This window comes from Thalassospira mesophila, assembly GCF_002115755.1.
Classification (GTDB): domain Bacteria; phylum Pseudomonadota; class Alphaproteobacteria; order Rhodospirillales; family Thalassospiraceae; genus Thalassospira; species Thalassospira mesophila.
In genome coordinates, this window is the sequence record NZ_JFKA01000002.1 from 248,105 (window position 1) to 265,498 (window position 17,394).

Annotated in this window: 16 protein-coding genes; 9 read left to right on the forward strand and 7 right to left on the reverse strand. The window is 54.8% G+C overall.

Going from position 1 to position 17,394, the window contains the following annotated elements; all coding sequences use genetic code 11:
• Positions 1 to 4 precede the first annotated feature (4 nt).
• On the reverse strand, positions 5 to 952 hold the full coding sequence (locus TMES_RS05535; protein WP_085580326.1) for a tripartite tricarboxylate transporter substrate binding protein: 948 nt from the start codon (positions 950 to 952) through the stop codon (positions 5 to 7).
• A 260-nt stretch (positions 953 to 1,212) separates the two neighbouring features.
• Here TMES_RS05535 and TMES_RS05540 point away from each other — a divergent pair, with 260 nt between their 5' ends.
• Complete coding sequence (locus tag TMES_RS05540; protein ID WP_085580327.1) at positions 1,213 to 2,124, forward strand: LysR family transcriptional regulator; 912 nt, start codon at positions 1,213 to 1,215, stop codon at positions 2,122 to 2,124.
• Here TMES_RS05540 and TMES_RS05545 read toward each other — a convergent pair.
• The 4 genes from TMES_RS05545 to TMES_RS05560 all read right to left on the reverse strand — a co-directional run bounded on the left by TMES_RS05545 (position 2,121) and on the right by TMES_RS05560 (position 7,203).
• The gene (locus tag TMES_RS05545; protein WP_085580329.1) at positions 2,121 to 4,880 is read right to left on the reverse strand and encodes a sensor histidine kinase; all 2,760 of its coding nucleotides are present in this window, start codon (positions 4,878 to 4,880) and stop codon (positions 2,121 to 2,123) included. The two genes, TMES_RS05540 and TMES_RS05545, sit on opposite strands and share 4 nt — an antisense overlap.
• Before the next feature lie 3 nt (positions 4,881 to 4,883).
• Positions 4,884 to 5,108, reverse strand: coding sequence for a hypothetical protein (locus TMES_RS05550; protein ID WP_085580331.1), 225 nt, complete (start codon positions 5,106 to 5,108; stop codon positions 4,884 to 4,886).
• Positions 5,109 to 5,126: 18 nt separating this feature from the next.
• Positions 5,127 to 5,519: a response regulator transcription factor gene (locus TMES_RS05555; RefSeq protein WP_245835226.1), complete on the reverse strand. Its 393-nt coding sequence runs from the start codon at positions 5,517 to 5,519 to the stop codon at positions 5,127 to 5,129.
• A 121-nt stretch (positions 5,520 to 5,640) separates the two neighbouring features.
• Positions 5,641 to 7,203, reverse strand: coding sequence for a helix-turn-helix domain-containing protein (locus TMES_RS05560; RefSeq protein WP_085580332.1), 1,563 nt, complete (start codon positions 7,201 to 7,203; stop codon positions 5,641 to 5,643).
• Positions 7,204 to 7,408: 205 nt separating this feature from the next.
• Here TMES_RS05560 and TMES_RS05565 point away from each other — a divergent pair, with 205 nt between their 5' ends.
• The 5 genes from TMES_RS05565 (at position 7,409) to TMES_RS05585 (ending at position 12,590) form a co-directional block, all read left to right on the forward strand.
• A complete protein-coding gene (locus TMES_RS05565; protein WP_143589550.1) occupies positions 7,409 to 8,773 on the forward strand; it encodes a substrate-binding protein in 1,365 nt (454 codons plus the stop codon).
• A 115-nt stretch (positions 8,774 to 8,888) separates the two neighbouring features.
• The gene (locus TMES_RS05570; RefSeq protein ID WP_085580334.1) at positions 8,889 to 9,905 is read left to right on the forward strand and encodes a branched-chain amino acid ABC transporter permease; all 1,017 of its coding nucleotides are present in this window, start codon (positions 8,889 to 8,891) and stop codon (positions 9,903 to 9,905) included.
• Position 9,906: 1 nt separating this feature from the next.
• Positions 9,907 to 11,073, forward strand: a complete 1,167-nt coding sequence (locus TMES_RS05575) for a branched-chain amino acid ABC transporter permease (protein WP_085580335.1) — start codon at positions 9,907 to 9,909, stop codon at positions 11,071 to 11,073.
• Positions 11,074 to 11,076: 3 nt separating this feature from the next.
• On the forward strand, positions 11,077 to 11,838 hold the full coding sequence (locus tag TMES_RS05580) for an ABC transporter ATP-binding protein (RefSeq protein WP_085580337.1): 762 nt from the start codon (positions 11,077 to 11,079) through the stop codon (positions 11,836 to 11,838).
• Positions 11,835 to 12,590 (forward strand): ABC transporter ATP-binding protein, encoded by a 756-nt coding sequence (locus tag TMES_RS05585; protein ID WP_085580339.1) that lies wholly within the window; start codon positions 11,835 to 11,837, stop codon positions 12,588 to 12,590. The genes TMES_RS05580 and TMES_RS05585 overlap by 4 nt, the downstream gene beginning before the upstream one ends.
• Before the next feature lie 154 nt (positions 12,591 to 12,744).
• Here the strand turns inward: TMES_RS05585 and TMES_RS05590 are convergent, their stop codons facing one another.
• On the reverse strand, positions 12,745 to 13,014 hold the full coding sequence (locus TMES_RS05590) for a DUF1127 domain-containing protein (RefSeq protein ID WP_085580341.1): 270 nt from the start codon (positions 13,012 to 13,014) through the stop codon (positions 12,745 to 12,747).
• A gap of 206 nt (positions 13,015 to 13,220) precedes the next feature.
• Here TMES_RS05590 and TMES_RS05595 point away from each other — a divergent pair, with 206 nt between their 5' ends.
• Positions 13,221 to 13,658 carry an Lrp/AsnC family transcriptional regulator gene (locus TMES_RS05595; protein WP_085580342.1) on the forward strand — a complete coding sequence of 146 codons (438 nt, stop codon included), beginning with the start codon at positions 13,221 to 13,223 and terminating at the stop codon, positions 13,656 to 13,658.
• Positions 13,659 to 13,733: 75 nt separating this feature from the next.
• Here TMES_RS05595 and TMES_RS05600 read toward each other — a convergent pair whose 3' ends face one another.
• Entirely contained in the window at positions 13,734 to 14,795 is a 1,062-nt protein-coding gene (locus TMES_RS05600; protein ID WP_085580344.1) for a LacI family DNA-binding transcriptional regulator, read from the reverse strand.
• Between the two features lie 247 nt (positions 14,796 to 15,042).
• Between TMES_RS05600 and TMES_RS05605 the strand changes: the two genes are divergently transcribed.
• Both TMES_RS05605 and TMES_RS05610 read left to right on the forward strand, forming a co-directional pair.
• The gene (locus TMES_RS05605; RefSeq protein WP_085580346.1) at positions 15,043 to 16,179 is read left to right on the forward strand and encodes an ABC transporter ATP-binding protein; all 1,137 of its coding nucleotides are present in this window, start codon (positions 15,043 to 15,045) and stop codon (positions 16,177 to 16,179) included.
• Positions 16,180 to 16,231: 52 nt separating this feature from the next.
• Positions 16,232 to 17,374, forward strand: a complete 1,143-nt coding sequence (locus tag TMES_RS05610; protein ID WP_143589551.1) for an extracellular solute-binding protein — start codon at positions 16,232 to 16,234, stop codon at positions 17,372 to 17,374.
• Positions 17,375 to 17,394: the final 20 nt, after the last annotated feature.

The following is a 17,394-nucleotide window of genomic DNA, read 5'->3' on the forward strand; positions in this document are numbered from 1 at the left end:
GTTTTTAGCGGTTGGCGATGCCGAGTTTTTCGCCAATCGCGCGGTATTCTTTTTTCTTTTGCGCGACAAAATCAGCCATTTTGCCATAGGGAACATTGGTCAGAACAAAACCGGCATCTTCCATCTTTTTGATGAATTCCGGGTTTTGGTTAATTTTGCTGATGATATCGGAAAGTTTTTTACGCACATCTTCCGGGGTCGATTTGGGCACGGCAATGCCGCGATACGCCCCGCCGACAAGATCAAATCCCAGTTCCTTGAAGGTCGGAACATCGGGGAATGCCTTGACCCGTTCTTCGGACGCAACAGCCAGCATCCGCATGCCATCGCCGTTATTCACACCCGATGTGACATAGTTAAAACCAGCGGTAACCTGGCTGCCCAAAATGGCGGTCACGGCCGGGCCGGTGCCACTGAACGGAATATAGGTGGTGGTAATGCCCGCAAGTTCGTCAAACTGGGTTTGGCCGATCTGGTTGGCGGAATTCGAGCCCGAACCACTGAAGGTGACAACGCCGGGGTTGGCTTTGGCATAGTCGATCAGCTGTTGCAGGTTTTGAAATTCGCTGTCTTTGGGCACGAACAGGGCGTTCGGGGTGTAGTGAAAATAGTTCACAGCCACCAGATCATCGGTTTCATAGCCGACATCTTTTTCCATCGGCTGCAAAACCGTGTGCGGCAGGTTGATGCCCATCAGGGTATAGCCATCACCTTCCATGGAATTTAACTGAGACCAGGCCTGCGCGCCACCGGCACCGGCCATATATTGAATGACCATTTGCTGGCCGGTGATTTTTTCAAAATAGGGTTGCTGAAAGCGTGCCGACACATCGGATTCACCACCGGCATTGAACGGCAAAATCAGGTTAACCGTTTTTTCCGGATACTCGGCAAAGGCCGGGCCTGAGATCAGGGTCGCGGCAAAGGCTGCTGCTAACGCAAGCTTACGCATTGGTATTCCTCCCGTTTGTTAACATCCACACGACCTGTCCTTATTGACAGCGTCGGTGCCGAAACCGGGGAAGGCATTGTTATTATTGGCGATACCCGGTTGTCGGATTTGTCGTCAGTCCGTTTTGCGCGCCGCACAATCCGATCGGTAGGACGCCGGTGGGGGCTTTTAAACTGCAAAGCGGACCATCGAAGTGTAGATTTATTATCGATTTAGTATAATTTCTGAATTTGCATTTCATTATGTCGTCAGGGTTAATAATGTCGTCGGACAGTGATCTCGGATTTTTTGTGCTTGTGGCGCGCAAGGGTAATTTGTCGGCAGCGGCACTGGAGCTGAACCTGTCGCCGCCCGCGGTGAGCAAGCGGCTGGCAAAACTGGAAGACCGGCTAGGCGTGCGGTTAATGAACCGCACCACGCGCCGCATCAGCCTGACCAGCGAAGGCGAGGCCTATTTTCAAAGCGCGATTAAAATCATGCGTGATATCGAGGAGCTGGAGCAACGCGTGGCAACCGCGCGCGAAAGCCCCAAAGGATTGTTGCGCATTAATGCGACCTTTGGGTTTGGCCGCGAACATCTGGCCCCGGTGATTTCGGAATTTTCGCATTTATACCCCGAGGTCGAGGTGCAACTGGTGCTAAGCGATGCGCCGATTAATCTGGTCGAGGAAGGGTTTGATATTGGCATCTGGTTTGGCGGATTGCCCAATTCACGCCTGCGGGCGCGCAAATTGCAAGATAACCGCCGGTTTTTATGCGCCGCCCCGTCTTATCTCGAACGCAACGGCGTGCCCAAAGCCCTGGCCGATCTGACCGGGCATAACTGCATTATCCTGCGCCAGGATAATGCCAGTTATGATTTATGGAAATTTCAGCGCGGGCAGCATTCCGAAACCGTGCGCGTACATGGCACATTAAGCAGCAATGACGGCGAAATTGCCCTTAAATGGGTGCTTGACGGGCATGGTATTATGCTGCGGTCGGAATGGGACGTGGCCCGCCATGTGCATGCCGACCGATTGCGGCTGGTATTGCCGCAATATGCCCATGTCGATGCCGATATTTATGCGGTGTACCCCGAACGACATAATGTGTCGGCCAAGGTGCGCATTTTTATCGATTACCTGCACAAGCAGCTTCAGGGGCGGGCGGGCGACGGCGGGATCAGCTAAGCCCGGTTCGCTTTAACGGCTGTTTTTACAACTGTCGTATCGACGGGAATAAACACATTAAACGTTGCGCCATGCCCGGGTTTGCTATCGACCCAGATGCGGCCATGGCAATGTTCGACCACATGTTTTGAAATGGCAAGACCAAGGCCCGAGCCTGACGGACGCGGTTTATCACCGGGATATTTGCCGCCCCGGGCAAATTTATTAAAAATCAGTTGGGCTTCGTCGGCGGCAATGCCGGCACCATTGTCAGATATCGACACCAGATAACCGTCTTCGTGGGTGGCACCACGCACAAAAACTTCGGGTTTGTCAGGGTTGGCGAATTTGGCAGCGTTGGACAAAAGGTTGATAAAAACCTGTGTCAGCCGGTCACGATCGACAAACAAATGCACGGTATCACCGCCAATATCGACCCGCAATTTGGCCTTGCGGCTGTTAAACAGCCCCTCAAGGGCATCAACGGTTTCGCGCAGAACGGCCTTTGGGTCAACATCGCGGGGTTGCCAGTCCGAATGCCCGGCTTCCAGGCGGGCAAGGTCGAGATGGTCGTCAATCAGGCGGGTCAGGCGTTCGCTTTCGCGCACAATCACATTTAAAAACCGTTCGCTACGTTTGGCTTCAAGGTCCGGTGTATCGACCAGAATTTCCGAAAAAGACCGGATGGACGTTAACGGCGTGCGAAATTCGTGGCTGACCATGGTTAGAAATTCGTCCTTTAACCGGTCAAGTTCCTTTAGCCGGTCATTGGCCGCGCGCAATTCGGCTGCGGCCCGTTCCAGCTCGCGCGATTTTTGTTCAAGGCGCTGGGAATGCTCGATCACGTGCGAAGTTTCTTCCAGAATTTCCAGCACTTCATCAAGGCTGACCATTTCGCCCTTGGCGACAGACGACACCATGACGCGCGCCGATGCCGCCCCGATGGAGCCTGCCAGCAACCGTTCGCTAAAGGCGACCATATCGGCATTGGCTTCGCCCTTGCCCCGCCATGCGGTGTGGCGCGATGTGCCGTAATCGCGAAAGGCATGATAGGCGCGTTCGCGGCCTAAAAACCGTTCCACCAGTTCATAAAGATCATCGATTGTGGCCGACGACCGCCAGATCACGGTTTCGCCCCCCTTGCGCGAAAAGGCATCAACAAACAGGGTGGCCTGTATGCGTTCCAGCCCACCCTGATTGGTAAACAGGCTAACCACAATAAAACACCCGGCATTGAGCGCCATTGACCAGATCAGGGCGTGGGTTAGCGGGGCAAAATGATCCAGCCCGAACAGGGCCTCGGGCCGTAACCACGGGTGGCCAAAGGCACCATCGGTGATCAGTTTGGGGTCAATCCAGCCGGAATCGGCAAAGGATGGCAGCAAAAGCGTATAGGCCCAAATGGCAAACCCGGCGACAAGCCCGGCCAGCGCCCCGGTTTTGGTGCCACCTTTCCAGAACAGCCCGCCAATCATGATGGGGATAAACTGTGCGGTGGCAGCAAACGATATCAGGCCGATTTCGGCCAAGGCATCGCCCGCCCCGGCGGTTCGGTAATAGATATAGCCCATAAACACCACCAGCACGATTGACGCCCGGCGAATGAACAACAAAAGCCCGGTTAAATCGCCGCGCTCAGTAAGGCGTAACCAGCGTAACCGCAACAAGGCCGGAATAACCAGATCGTTGCAGACCATGGTTGAAAGCGCGATGGCGGCAACAATCACCATGCTGGTACTGGCCGATAACCCGCCGACATAGGCAATCAGCGCCAAAAACGATTGCCCTTGCGAAAGGGGAACGGACAACACAAAAAAGTCCGGGTCGGCCCAGTCGGGCAGCAAGCCCATACCAGCCAGCGCAATAGGCAAAACAAACAGGTTCATCAGCAGCAAATAGGCCGGAAACGCCCAGGATGCGGTGGCAAGGTGGCGTTCATCAACGTTTTCAACCACGATTACCTGAAACTGGCGCGGCAGGGTTAACACCGCCGCCATCGACAGGGCCATCAAGGTAAACCAGCGCGTGCCGCTTTCGGGTTGCAGTTTCAAAAGGCCCGCTGTGCGCGGGGCCAGGGCGGCCTGATGAAACAAATCGCCCAGCCCGGAAAACATGAAAAAGCACACAAATATGCCGACAGCCAGCAAGGCAAACAGCTTGACCAGACTTTCAAAGGCAATGGCGGCAACCATGCCTTCGTGATGTTCGTCGGCATCAATAAACCGGGTGCCAAATAAAATGCCAAACAGGGCCAGCCCGGTTGCGGCCCAAAAACCGCTATCGGCAAAAATGTGCGATGTGGAAACAAACGGTTCGGATACCGAACTTCCCCATACGGTCAGCACGGTATAGCTGGTGGCAACTGCCTTTAATTGCAGGGCAATATAGGGTGTTGTGCCAATCACCGCGATCAATGTGACCAGCATCGAAAGCTGGGTGCTTTTGCCATAGCGCGATGAAATAAAATCGGCGATGGACGTTATGCGATGCGCCTTGGAAATACGCAGCATTTTGCGCAGCAAAAACCACCAGCCCAGAAATATAATCGTCGGCCCCAGATAGATGGTCAGATATTCCAGCCCATTCCGTGCGGCAGAGCCGACTGCGCCATAAAAGGTCCAACTGGTGCAATAAACCGCGATTGATAATGTATAAACCGTTGGATTGCGCACCCACGACCGCCCGGCGCGCGCGCGTTTATCCCCCCACCACGCAATGCTGTAAAGCAGGCCGACATAGATCAGCGATACGGCGATGACAACTTCGGACGACAGCATTGCTTATATGTCCTCCGCCGGTTGCGCGCTTTGGCGCAGTTTGCGGGTGATCCACGCGCACAGGGCAATAAAAACCGCCCAACCAGCAAAGAAATAAACAAACAAGACCGGCAGGCCAAAAATGGTGCCATCAAGCGAAAAAATACCCACCAGCGGCGGCACCCACGCCAAAAAGGCAGTCAGCGCCAGCACAAGGGCACGTTCGGTCAGTTTTGCCGGTGGGGTCATGGCGGGCCTGCCTTCGCTTTAGCCTTGCGGAGAGGGGCCGCGGCCCAGCAATGCCTTGACGCGGGCGACCACGTCGCGGGTGGAAAACGGTTTGGTGACAAAATCGTTCACGCCCAGTTCCAGCCCTTTGCGGCGGTCTATTTCGCGGGTGCGCGCGGTTAACATCATGATGGGTATGTGTTTTGTGGTGGCGTTTTCGCGAACGGACCTGGCAACTTCGAATCCGTCTCGTCCCGGCATCATCACATCTAGCAAAATCATGTCGGGGATGTCCCGGCTGATCATGTCGATGGCACTTTGGCCATTGGTGGCGATGCTAACGGTGAAGCCTTCCTTTTCCATTAGGAAGGCCAGGGATTCGACAATTGTTTCCTCGTCCTCCGCGATCAGGACCGTTGGTTTTTCGGTCACGACGTTCTCCCCGATTTTGGTTTTTTATAAAACGGACCTTAACGTGTTCCGGTCTTTTATTTTATTCGACTTTAGAGTGTGGCACGCCACCCCTGAAATCCAGTTTAAATTTACGCCCGGTCTATGCCACCGGGTCGGCAGGGGCGTGTGCACGTTGCAAACAATCAACGCGCGGGCATTGTCGGCAACTGATCCCCACCGGTACGGCGGCATGTCCATCATCCATCGGCACACCATCGGCATAGACAATGTCGCGGGCAAAGGCCGTATCACAGCCGATCATGACCGAATGCACCGATTGCGGCACCCGGTAACCGCCACTGCCCATGCGCACGGCCCGGGCAACAAACAGATACTGGGTGTTATCAGGCAATTGCACCAGTTGCGGCACCACCCGTTCGGGCGTGAGATAGGCCTCGTGAATGGCCCATCTGGGGCAGGCCCCGCCATAACGCGGCAATTGCAACCCGGAGGCGGAAAACCGTTTCGAGATATTACCAGCGATATCGGTGCGCAGGAAGTGAAACGGTATGCCTTCCTCGCCGGGGCGGCGCAAGGTTGTAAGACGATGGCAGATTTGCTCCCAACTGCCAGCAAAGCGTTGTTGCAGCATTTCAATGTCATGGCGCAGTTCGCGGGCTTCGGCACGGAAATTGTCATAGGGAAACAAAATTGCCGCCGCCAGATAGGAAATTAGCGCCTGTTTTGCCCGGTTCCGTGCGGCGTCGCTGGTCAGGCGTGATGTGTTTAAAATGGTTTCCACGGCGTTAATGCCTTCAAGGTGGCAAACAGCCCGGGCGGCCAAAAACCGCGCCGATGTGATGGGCAGGGCGCGCGAAAACTGCAATTTCTTGTGCGTGCCATCCCACACATGGCCGTTTGCGGGCAATTCTTCGGGGCGCAAACGTTCCACCGTAACCTTGTGGCGCGATTGCAAATGATTGATCAGGTCGGTCAGGAACAACCCGCCAGAGCGGTCAATTCCGGCGCGCAATGTTTCGGCGCAATCTTCAAGTACCGGAAAATGGTTGGCATTGTCATATAGAAGGTCATCAACTTCTTCTGACGGGTTGGCCGCGGGCCTGCCAGCGGCACCACGTTCAAGAAAGCTGAAAATTTCGGTGGCAGATTCGGCCAGCCGTTCAGATTCACGCACCAGTGTGGCATTGAACCGGGCGCGCTGGACTGGCGGCAGGTCGTCATAATGTTCGAAAATTTCGGCAACGGTACGGATTGATGTAATGCGTGTCAGGATCGAATGGCTGGCTTCGGTCAGATACGGGTCGTGGCTTAGCCGTTCGGACATCATGTCAACATCGTCAAGCGCGCTGCGATAGGCCCGGTACAGGGCCAAAAGCGCATTGACCATGCCCGGCCCCGCCGAAATCACACTGGAAAATTCATTACGATCCAGCGGGGTGTCGGCAAAAACCGGGTCGGCGGCCAGCTCGCCCAGATCGGCCAGAACGCGGCTTTCCTCTGATCCCGACAGGGTAGAGGGATGAATTTGCAAGGCTTCGGCCAGGCGAAGCAGCAAGGCACCGCCAATCGCGCGGCGGTTATGTTCGATCAGGTTCAGGTAAGATGCCGAAATGCCCGCCGCGTTGGCAAGGGCGGTTTGCGTCATGGATATGTCCTTGCGACGTCCACGAATACGGTGACCAATCGGGGCTTGCCGCGCCATGTGCATTCCTTATTTTTGACAAAATTTACAAATTTTCACAACCATGATCCATATTTTTACAAAAAAAATGTTCTTTATCAACCTGTTGTTGATTTATTTTCCAACCGTCCCCATTGTCTTGTCAGGTCGCATAACAAAACGTTCAAGAAAATCCCGGCCTTTGCATTTCACTGAAACGCATCCCAGCAATTGGGGAGGAACCCTAATGTCCGAGAACAAGATCATCCGTAATGTGTCACGCCGTACCGTTCTTAAAGGGTCGGCTTTAACAACGGGTGCTGCAATTATTGGCGCAACCGCACCGATGCACTTTATTCGCAATGCCTATGCCGCCGATTCCTTTCGTGGCGATCCCGGTAGCGGGAAAAGCATTTTTCTGGGCTTTAACGTGCCGCAGACCGGCCCGTATGCCGATGAAGGTGCCGACGAATTGCGGGCCTATAAACTGGCCGTCAAACACCTTAATGGTGAAGGCGACGGCGGCATGCTCAATACCATGAAGCCCAATAACCTTAAGGGTAACGGTATTTTAGGCAAGAAGGTCGAATTCGTTACCGGCGATACCCAGACCAAATCCGACGCGGCCCGTGCATCGGCCAAGCGTATGATTGAAAAAGACAATGTCGCAATGATCACCGGCGGTTCGTCGTCGGGTGTTGCGGTTGCCGTGCAGGGCCTGTGCCAGGAAATGGGCGTGATTTTCATGGCCGGCCTGACCCATTCCAACGACACCACTGGCAAGGACAAAAAGCGTTATGGCTTCCGCCATTTCTTTAACGCCTATATGTCTGGCCAGGCACTGGCACCGGTGCTTAAGGATGAATATGGCACCGATCGCAAGGCCTATCATCTGACGGCAGATTACACCTGGGGCTGGACCCAGGAAGAATCGATCAAAGCCGCGACCGAAAATATTGGCTGGACCACCGTTAATGCCGTGCGTACTCCGGTGGGTGCGGGCGACTTTTCGCAATATATCACCCCGGTTCTTAATTCCGGTGCCGATGTCTTGATCCTGAACCATTACGGCAAGGACATGGTCAATTCCCTGACCCAGGCCGTTCAGTTCGGCCTGAAAGACAAAATGGTCAACGGCAAGAAATTTGAAATTGTCGTGCCGCTTTATTCGCGTTTGATGGCACAGGGTGCCGGTGATGCCGCCAAAGGTATTCTGGGCACCACCAACTGGCACTGGTCGCTGAGCGATGCCGGGTCGCAGGCCTTTGTGAAGTCCTTTGGTCAGGAATACGGCTTCCCGCCGTCACAGGCCGCCCACACCTGCTATGTCCAGACATTGCTGTATGCCAATGCCTGCGAAATGGCGGGCACCTTTGCACCGTGGGAAGTGATCAAGCAGCTTGAAGGTTATGAGTTCGACGGCATGGGCAATGGCCCGACGCTGTATCGTGCCGAAGACCACCAGTGCTTCAAGGATGTGCTGGTTGTGCGCGGGAAAGAAAAACCGCAAAGCGCATTTGACCTTCTTGAAGTTGTCAAACATGTGCCGCGTGCGCAGGTGGAATACCCGGCCGATATGTTCGGCGGGGAACTGGGCCCGTACAAGGTCTGATCTGCGCTGCAATTCTCTGGTGCCGGGTGCTTTGTACCCGGCACCATTGCCTTCCTGTCGGGCCGGTTTCTCTGGTCCCAAATAGATCCTGTATAGTTTCGGCGGCGGATAGCTCATGGACGCGATTTTTCTGCAAATCCTGAACGGATTGGACAAGGGCGGGGCCTATGCCCTGATTGCCCTGGGTCTGACGCTGGTTTTCGGCACATTGGGTGTTGTCAACTTTGCCCACGGCGCAATCTTTATGGTCGGCGCATTTTGTGCTGTCACGATGGAAAAAATCCTGACCATTTCGGCCAAGGTCAAGGACCCGTCAGTAACATTTTTCGATGCCTACAAGGAAACGCCCTATCTGGAATTGTGGTTTGGCAAAACCGGATCGGCGATTATCGACTGGGTGGTGCCGATTTCCATTATTGTGTCGATCCCGGTGATGCTGGGGCTGGGCATTTTAATGGAACGCACCCTGATCCGTTATTTTTACAAACGCTCTCACGCCGAGCAAATTCTGGTAACTTTTGGCCTGGCAATTGTGTTGCAGGAACTGGTGAAAACCTTTTTCGGGGCCAATCCCATTCCGATCAGCGCGCCTGATATTGTCGCGGGCTCTGCCGCGATTGGCAGCTGGATCGGCTTAAGCGACGCGGTGGTTTATCCGTGGTGGCGCCTGATTTATCTGCTGTTTTCGGTTGTTATTATTTCGGGTGTGTTCTCGTTTCTTAACTTTACCACCTACGGCATGGTGGTGCGCGCTGGCATGGCGGACCGCGAAACGGTTGAATTGCTGGGCATCGATATTGAACGCCGCTTTACCATTGTTTTTGGTTTGGCTGCCGTGGTTGCGGGCCTTGCCGGGGTTATGTACACGCCGATTTTGCCGCCTGATTACCATCAGGGCATGGACTTCCTTGTGTTGTCGTTTGTCGTGGTTGTTGTCGGGGGTATGGGGTCGTTGCGCGGTGCGGTTGCCGCCGGGTTCCTGCTGGGGATTTTGCAGTCCTTTTCCTCGATGACCGAGGTTAAATCGATCATTCCGGGCATTGACCAGATTATTATTTACCTTGTCGCCGTGATTATCCTGCTGACCCGTCCGCGTGGACTGATGGGCCGCCGGGGCGTGATGGAGAACTGATATGTCAAACACGCAAATCGCAACACCGCGGCAGGAACTGCTTTATATGGTTGTGCTGTCGGCTGTGGTGCTGACCATGCCGCTGTGGTTGCAACCTTTCGGGGCGGCTTACCCCGACCTGATGCAAAAATTCATGATTTTTGGCATTTTTGCCATTGGCTATAACATTCTGTTTGGGCTAACCGGCTATTTGTCCTTCGGGCATGCTGCCTTTTTAGGGGTGGGGTCCTATACGGCGGTCTGGTCGTTCAAACTTTTGTCGATGAATGTGGTTCCGGCGATTATTTTTGCGACGCTTTTGGCGGGGCTGTTTGCCTGGCTGATCGGCTTTGTATCGCTGCGCCGCTCAGGCATCTATTTTTCCATTCTGACACTGGCCTTCGCCCAGATGTCCTATAATCTGGCCTATTCGGTGCTCACCCCGATTACCAACGGCGAAACCGGCCTGCAATTAAATCAGGCTGACCCGCGCGTGATTGACCGCATGGCCGGGATCGAAGCCACATCGGGCCTGCCAAATACCAATCTGTTTGGGCTGGAGGGCACGGGCTATACCGGGTTTTACATATGCGCCATTATTCTGATCGTGGCGTTTTTTATCTCCATGCGTATTTTCCATTCGCCGTTTGGCATGAAGCTGCGCGCGATTAAATCCAACCAGACCCGCATGTCTTATACCGGTTATAATACCCGGCCCTATTTGCTGACCGCGTTTATTATTTCGGGCATGTATGCCGGTTTGGCCGGGTCACTTCTGGCCATGACCGATCCGCTGGCGGGTGCTGAACGCATGCAATGGACGGCATCGGGTGAAGTGGTGCTGATGACTATTTTCGGCGGTGCGGGCACCCTTATTGGTCCGCTTCTTGGTACCGGGATCATCAAATATCTGGAAAACATCTTTTCGGCGTTTAACGATAGTGTGTTGCACAACATGTTTTCGTTTTTGCCCGACTGGCTGAACGACATTCTAACCGCCATCATCAGCCCGTTTGTGGGTGAAGGCTGGCAGTTGTTGCTCGGTATTGTCTTTATGCTGATCGTGATTTTCCTGCCAGGGGGCCTGATGGAAGGCTATGGCAAAATCAGCCGCATGATCCGTGATCGGCGTCAAAAACCTGCTGACGATGGATCTTCTGATACTCAACATTCCACCGGGGAGGTCTGATCGATGGGTAATGTCATTCTTGACGTCACCGACGTCAGCAAGTCTTTTGGTGGTTTGCAGGCCCTTAGCAACATCAATTTGCGGGTCGAGGAAGGCACCGTTCATGCCATTATCGGCCCGAACGGGGCCGGGAAATCGACCTTTCTGAACGTGATTGTTGGCCGGCTTGCGCCCAGTCGCGGGCGGGTGTTGCTGGGCGATCAGGTTTTGACCGGCAAACAGCCCCACGAAATTAACCAGCTGGGTGTGGCGCGTGTGTTTCAGACGCCGGAAATTTTCCCGGACCTGACGCTTTTGCAAAACATCATGATCCCGGCCTTTGCCAAGCGCGATGGTCAGTTCAGTTTTGGTATTTTCAAAAGCCTGTTTGCCGAACGCGGTATTCGCGAGGAAGCCGAACATATCCTTGAAGATGTCGGCCTGATTGCGGACCGCAACAAGGTTGCAGGGTCGATGTCACGCGGGGATAAACGCCGGCTGGAACTCGCCATGTGCCTTATTCAGGACCCCAAACTGTTTTTGCTTGATGAACCCACGGCGGGCATGTCGCGCCATGACACCAACAGCACGATTGAATTGCTGCAACGGATCAAGGAACGCGGCATGACCAAGATTATCATTGAACACGACATGCATGTGGTGTTCAGCCTGGCCGATCGCATCAGTGTTCTGGCACAGGGGGCGATTATTGCCGAAGGCACACCCGAAGAAGTGCGCAACGATCCCAAGGTTAAAGAAGCCTATCTCGGAGGAGAAACCCTATGAATGCACAGGTGCCAACATCGAAGCCGGTTCCTGCACGCGGGTCGTCCCCGGCATTCTTTTCGGTGTGGGATATTCACGCCTATTACGGCGAAAGCTATATCGTGCAAGGGGTTAGTTTTGACATTCGCGAAGGCGAAATTATTGCCCTTCTGGGGCGCAACGGGGCGGGTAAAACATCGACCTTGCGCGCCCTTGCCCGGATGTCAAACCCCGAGCTGAAACACGGGGAAATCTGGCTCGATCACCAGCCGCTTCACGAAATGAAATCGTGGCAAGCCGCCCGTCTTGGGCTGCAACTTGTCCCCGAAGACCGCAGTATTATTCCCGGTTTGACGGTGGAGCAAAATCTGGAGCTGGCCCAGATCGCCCCGCCACATGGCTGGAGCATCGAGCGGATTTACGAACTGTTTCCCCGCCTTGGCGAACGTCGCTTGCAAGAGGCGATTACGCTTTCAGGGGGCGAGCAGCAAATGTTGGCGATTGGCCGTGCGCTGGCACGCGATATCAAGATTTTGCTGTTAGATGAGCCTTATGAAGGACTGGCCCCGGTCATTGTGCAGGAAATTGAAAAGACCCTGCAAAATGTCAAGGAGCTGGGGATTACCACCATCATTGTCGAGCAAAACGCCATTGCCGCCCTGAAACTGGCAGACCGCGCCATTATCATGGATGCCGGGCAGGTGGTGTTTGATGGTACGTCGCAAGAGGTGCTTGATGACCCGGAATTGCGCGATCAGTATCTGGCAATTTAGGTTCGGCAGTTGCCATAAATATTACCCGGTTCGGGGAGCCCGCAAATGCGGCAGGGGAGCAAGTGTCGGGGGACGCTTGCTTCCCCTTTTTTTGCGAGGTGGTGGCAATCTGTTGGCAATCTCGTTGCGGGAATTGCGGCAAGGGGGCATGCGGTTACTGTCTCTGTTCCTGCCCGCTATCTTTTCGCCCGGTTTTACAAACCCGGTCGATTTCGTCGCGCGACAGGCCAATATCGTGCAACAGATGTGCCGGGGCATTGCGTAACCAGGCGGCATCGCGGGCAATTTTGCGGTGTTTTAGCCATTTTTGCTCCAAAAAGTGAAGCCAGCCCCAAATGGATGATGCATCGCGCATGCCGACACCGGGCCGGTTGCCGCCAAGGGTGTTAACGTTGCGAAGGGTGGTTGGCATATATCCAGACATGGCGCTGGCTCCCAGTTTGCTAATGAAGGACCGGAATATGTCCGACCCGTCCTCAAATTAGGGTTTTGCCTGCGCGAAGGGGGCGCAAAGTTTGGGGTTTTACGCGACAATTTCGCAAATTTTCGTAAAAAACGATTTCTTTTCGCATCCACCTTCGGCCATTGTTTGCCCGAGCAGAAAACATCGATTTCGGGGGTTAAATCATCGTGGCTGAGCTCGATAAATTCGATCACCGATTGCTGGAATTATTACAGGAAAACGCCCGGCTGACCGGAAGCGCGCTTGCGCAGCAGGTAGGGTTATCCTCGGCGGCCTGTTTGCGCCGGGTGCAGCGGTTGCGCGAAAGCGGTGTTATCGAACGCGACATTGCGGTTATTAACCCGCGTGTGTTTGGCAAACGCATGACGGTGGTGGTCTTGGTTACCCTTAATAACGACCGACCGGACCGGTATAATTTGCTGCGCGCCGAGCTGGCAAAGGCCCCGGAAGTTGTGCAATGCGACCATGTTACCGGCGCGCATGACATTGTTTTGCGCGTCAAGGTCGCTGATATGGAAGACTATAGCGCCTTTGTCGATCGGGTTTTGGTCCAGCCCTATATCAAGCGTTATGAAAGTCTGGCCGTGCTTGGGGTGATTAAATAACTCATTTCGGTTTCGGCGGTGCGATATGGCAGGGTGAGGCGGTGGCGCAACTGCAACCGCAACCGCAACCGCTGATCACGATGTCATGCGCCGGGTTGTTTCGCGCAACGTAAGCGTGAGGGGCAGGCGGATGGTGCGGGGATGGTTTGCTGTTGCGTCAACATCAGTATCGCCATCGTTATTTTCCGGCGCGGTTTTATGGATGATTTCATCGGCAATAACCTTGGCAATGTCATCAGCGGGCAGGCCCCAGCTGGTAAGCCGGTAGGCGGCCCAGTCGCCCATCGGGTTGTTGTCGATGCCAATTACGGCAAGGTCGTTTGGGATGCGGATGCCAAGGGCACGCGCGGCGTCAATCGCGCCAAGGGCCATGCCGTCATTGCTGCTGAAAATGGCATCGGGCGGGTCCATGCTGCCCAACATTTTAAGGGCGGCCTGATAGCCGCTGTCATGGCCATAGTCGCCTTTTTCAAAAGCATGAATTTCCAGCCCGGCCTCATGAAGAACATGGGATAGCCCGGCATGGCGTTCGCGGTCGGAAAAGGCGTTATGCCGGGTGCCGATATAGGCAATTTTGCGATGCCCGCTGCGCAGTAAATAACGCCCTGCCGCCTGTGCCGCGGCAACATTGTCATAAATGATGCAGCATGTGTCGGGCACATCCACCACCCGGCCAAACAGGATCAAACGGGTGCCAATGCGCGTACAGCGTTCGGCGGCCTGCTGGCCGACGGTACCAGCAAAAACCACGGCGGCTTCGACCTGATAGGACAGCGCTTCGAGCAGGCTGTCATCGGCCACGCGGGTTGCGGGCACCGGCACCAGCAAAACCCGTTTGCCCAGTTCGGCCAGCTTGCAGGTCACCGCCTCGATCAGCAGCGAATCATGGGGCGATGCCATCGGCCCAATGATCAAGGCCACCAGCGACGATCCCCCGCCAATCAGGCTGCGCGCCAGGGCATTGGGAAGATATCCCAGGTCCTTGGCAGCGATATGAACCTTTTTTCGGATGGTTTCGGACACATAGGCACCCGGGGTAAAGCTGCGCGATACCGCAGACCGTGACACACCGGCCCGTTCGGCCACATCACGCGAGGTAACCTTGTGTTTTGTCTGGTCTTTTTTGGCGGTGTTCATGGCGATGAATGATCACTTATGCATAAAAAATGAAATCGTATTCAGGTTATGGAACAGGACGCACGGACCGGCAAGGAAAAACCCCACAAAAACGGCAATTATTCTCAAATTATCAGGGTTTTTCGGCGCGAACATGATGTCAAAAAACTTTCGTTCCGGTGTCATTTAATTGTTACCAACGCCCGATAATCTGCACTCGTGTGCACAACAGGTTTGCGCAGTGTTTAACCGGGGCAGGGGGTTTGGGATGGCGTCGCTTTTATCTGTGCAGAATGTGTCGGCCAGTTATGGTCGCCAGCGGGTTCTGGATGGCGTTTCGCTGGAATTACCCGAAAGCGGCTTTCTGGCCCTGCTGGGGCGGTCTGGCTGTGGCAAGACAACGCTGTTGCGCGTGATTGGCGGCTTCATCGCACCCGCCCATGGCCGGGTTTTAATTGACGGGCAGGATATGACATCCCTGCCGCCGGAAAAACGCCCCACCGCCATGGTGTTTCAGTCTTATGCCCTGTGGCCGCATATGACAGTGCATGGCAACCTTGCCTACGGGTTGCGGTTGCGCGGCATGGGCAAGGCCGAAATAACCCGCCGCATCGATGAAATTCTGGCTCTTTTGCAGCTTGATAATCTGGCCGACCGCAATGTAACCGCCCTTTCGGGTGGGCAACGCCAGCGGGTTGCGCTGGGGCGCGCTCTGGCCGTGGCACCGCGTTTGCTGCTGCTTGACGAACCATTATCCAATCTGGATGCCCGCATTCGTTTGGACCTGCGCCACGAAATCCGCTCGTTGTTAAAACGTCTGGGCATTACCGCGGTTCATGTGACCCATGATCGCGAAGAAGCCATGGTGATGGCCGATCAACTGGCCCTGATGAATGACGGGCAGATTGTTCAGTTTGGCGCACCCGCTGCTCTTTATGATCATCCGGCCAACAGCTTTGTGGCCGATTTCATGGGGGCCAGCAACGTCATCACCGTTGATCTTGCCGTGTCGGGGGGGATGGCAATGATCGGCGGTGATGATGCCTGCCCGCGCCGCGAAATTGCCGATGCCACGCTTGTTCGCGCCGCATCGCAAGGGGCACGCAGGCTCGATATTCGGTTCCGGTCGGTTTCTGCCCGGCTAAGCGAATGCGGGGATGCCAAGACACCGGCAGCCGCAGCGGCGGTTGCACCCGGTGCAAACGCGGGGCTGCATTTAAACGGCACCATCGAACAGGTTACCTATCCCGGGGATGTTTATCGCCATGCCGTCAATATTGGTGGGCGCAGCGTCCTGATTGACGATGCCAAACGGTTTGAAGAAGGCTGCAAGGTATCGGTTTTCATGCCCTTCGGGGCTTTCCATCTGTTCCCGCGTATCGATGAGCAATCGCGCGCAGCCTAGGGTTTCCCCTTTGGCCGGGAGCACCAATCCGCCTAACAGGAGGTCTGAACCAATGAAGTTGACGACATTTTCCGTTGCCGGCGTTATGGCGCTTGCATTTGTATCCTCGGCGCAGGCAGAAACCGTTTTGACGGTGGCAACCGCCGGTTCGCAAAACATGGCCGATTACGTAACCGATTTTCTGGCCCCGAAATTTCATGAAACCCACCCCGATGTCACCATCCGCGTAATTGGCACTGGGCCGGGCGATGCCGGCTCAAACGCCATTGTTGAACGGCTTGAAGCCCAGAAAGGTGCCAATGCCGCATCTGATATCGATGTGGCAGTTGTGCATCAAAAGGCTGTCGGCGGCATGGTTTCCAGTGATCTTCTGGAAAAATACACCGCCAAAGCCGACACCGCGAAACTGGTTTCGTCGGACGCCGCAAAAAATGCCCTTGGTGTGAATGTCGAGGGATATGTCCTGCCGATGTTCCAGTCCCAGACCGCGTTTGCCTATAACCCCGATCTGGTGGCCAATCCGCCGAAATCTTATGACGAACTGGTGGGCTGGGCCAAAGAAAACCCCAAGGCGTTTGGTTATAACGGCATTCGCAATGGCATGTCGGGTGTGTCGTTTGTTGCGGGCTGGATGTATGCCTTTACCGGCGAAGAAAGCCAGATGGTCAATGGTCCGTTCAAGGAAAGCCTGGTCGGCGATGCCAAGTGGAACGGTGCCATGGCAGGCCTTAAATCCTTCAACGAAAATGTCACTTTTACCCCGGGCAATGCCGGGACGCTTGATATGCTTAATCGTGGTGAAATTGCCGTGGGCCCGGTCTGGGTTGATATGTTTTACAGTTGGCAGGCGGACGGTCGTTTGAACCCGAATGTCAAATTGTTACTGCCCAAACCGGGCATGCCGGGCCAGCCGATGTATTATGTGGTTCCGGCCAAAAGCGAACATCAGGACCTGGCGGTCGAGTTTATCGAACTGGCGACCAGCCCGGAAATTCAGGCCAAGGGTATTGTTGAAAAATTCAACTGGTATCCGGGCATCGATGCCAAATATCTGGAAGGTCATCTTGATCAGGCCGCATGGGACAAGCTGTTCACCGACATCAAGCCCGAAGAGCTGTCTGAACGGGCAAAAGCCTTTCCGATTGCCCCTTATTTCAATGCGATGCTGACGTCTTATGAAAAGAACGTCGAATAAGGCTGCTTCCCTGTATTGCC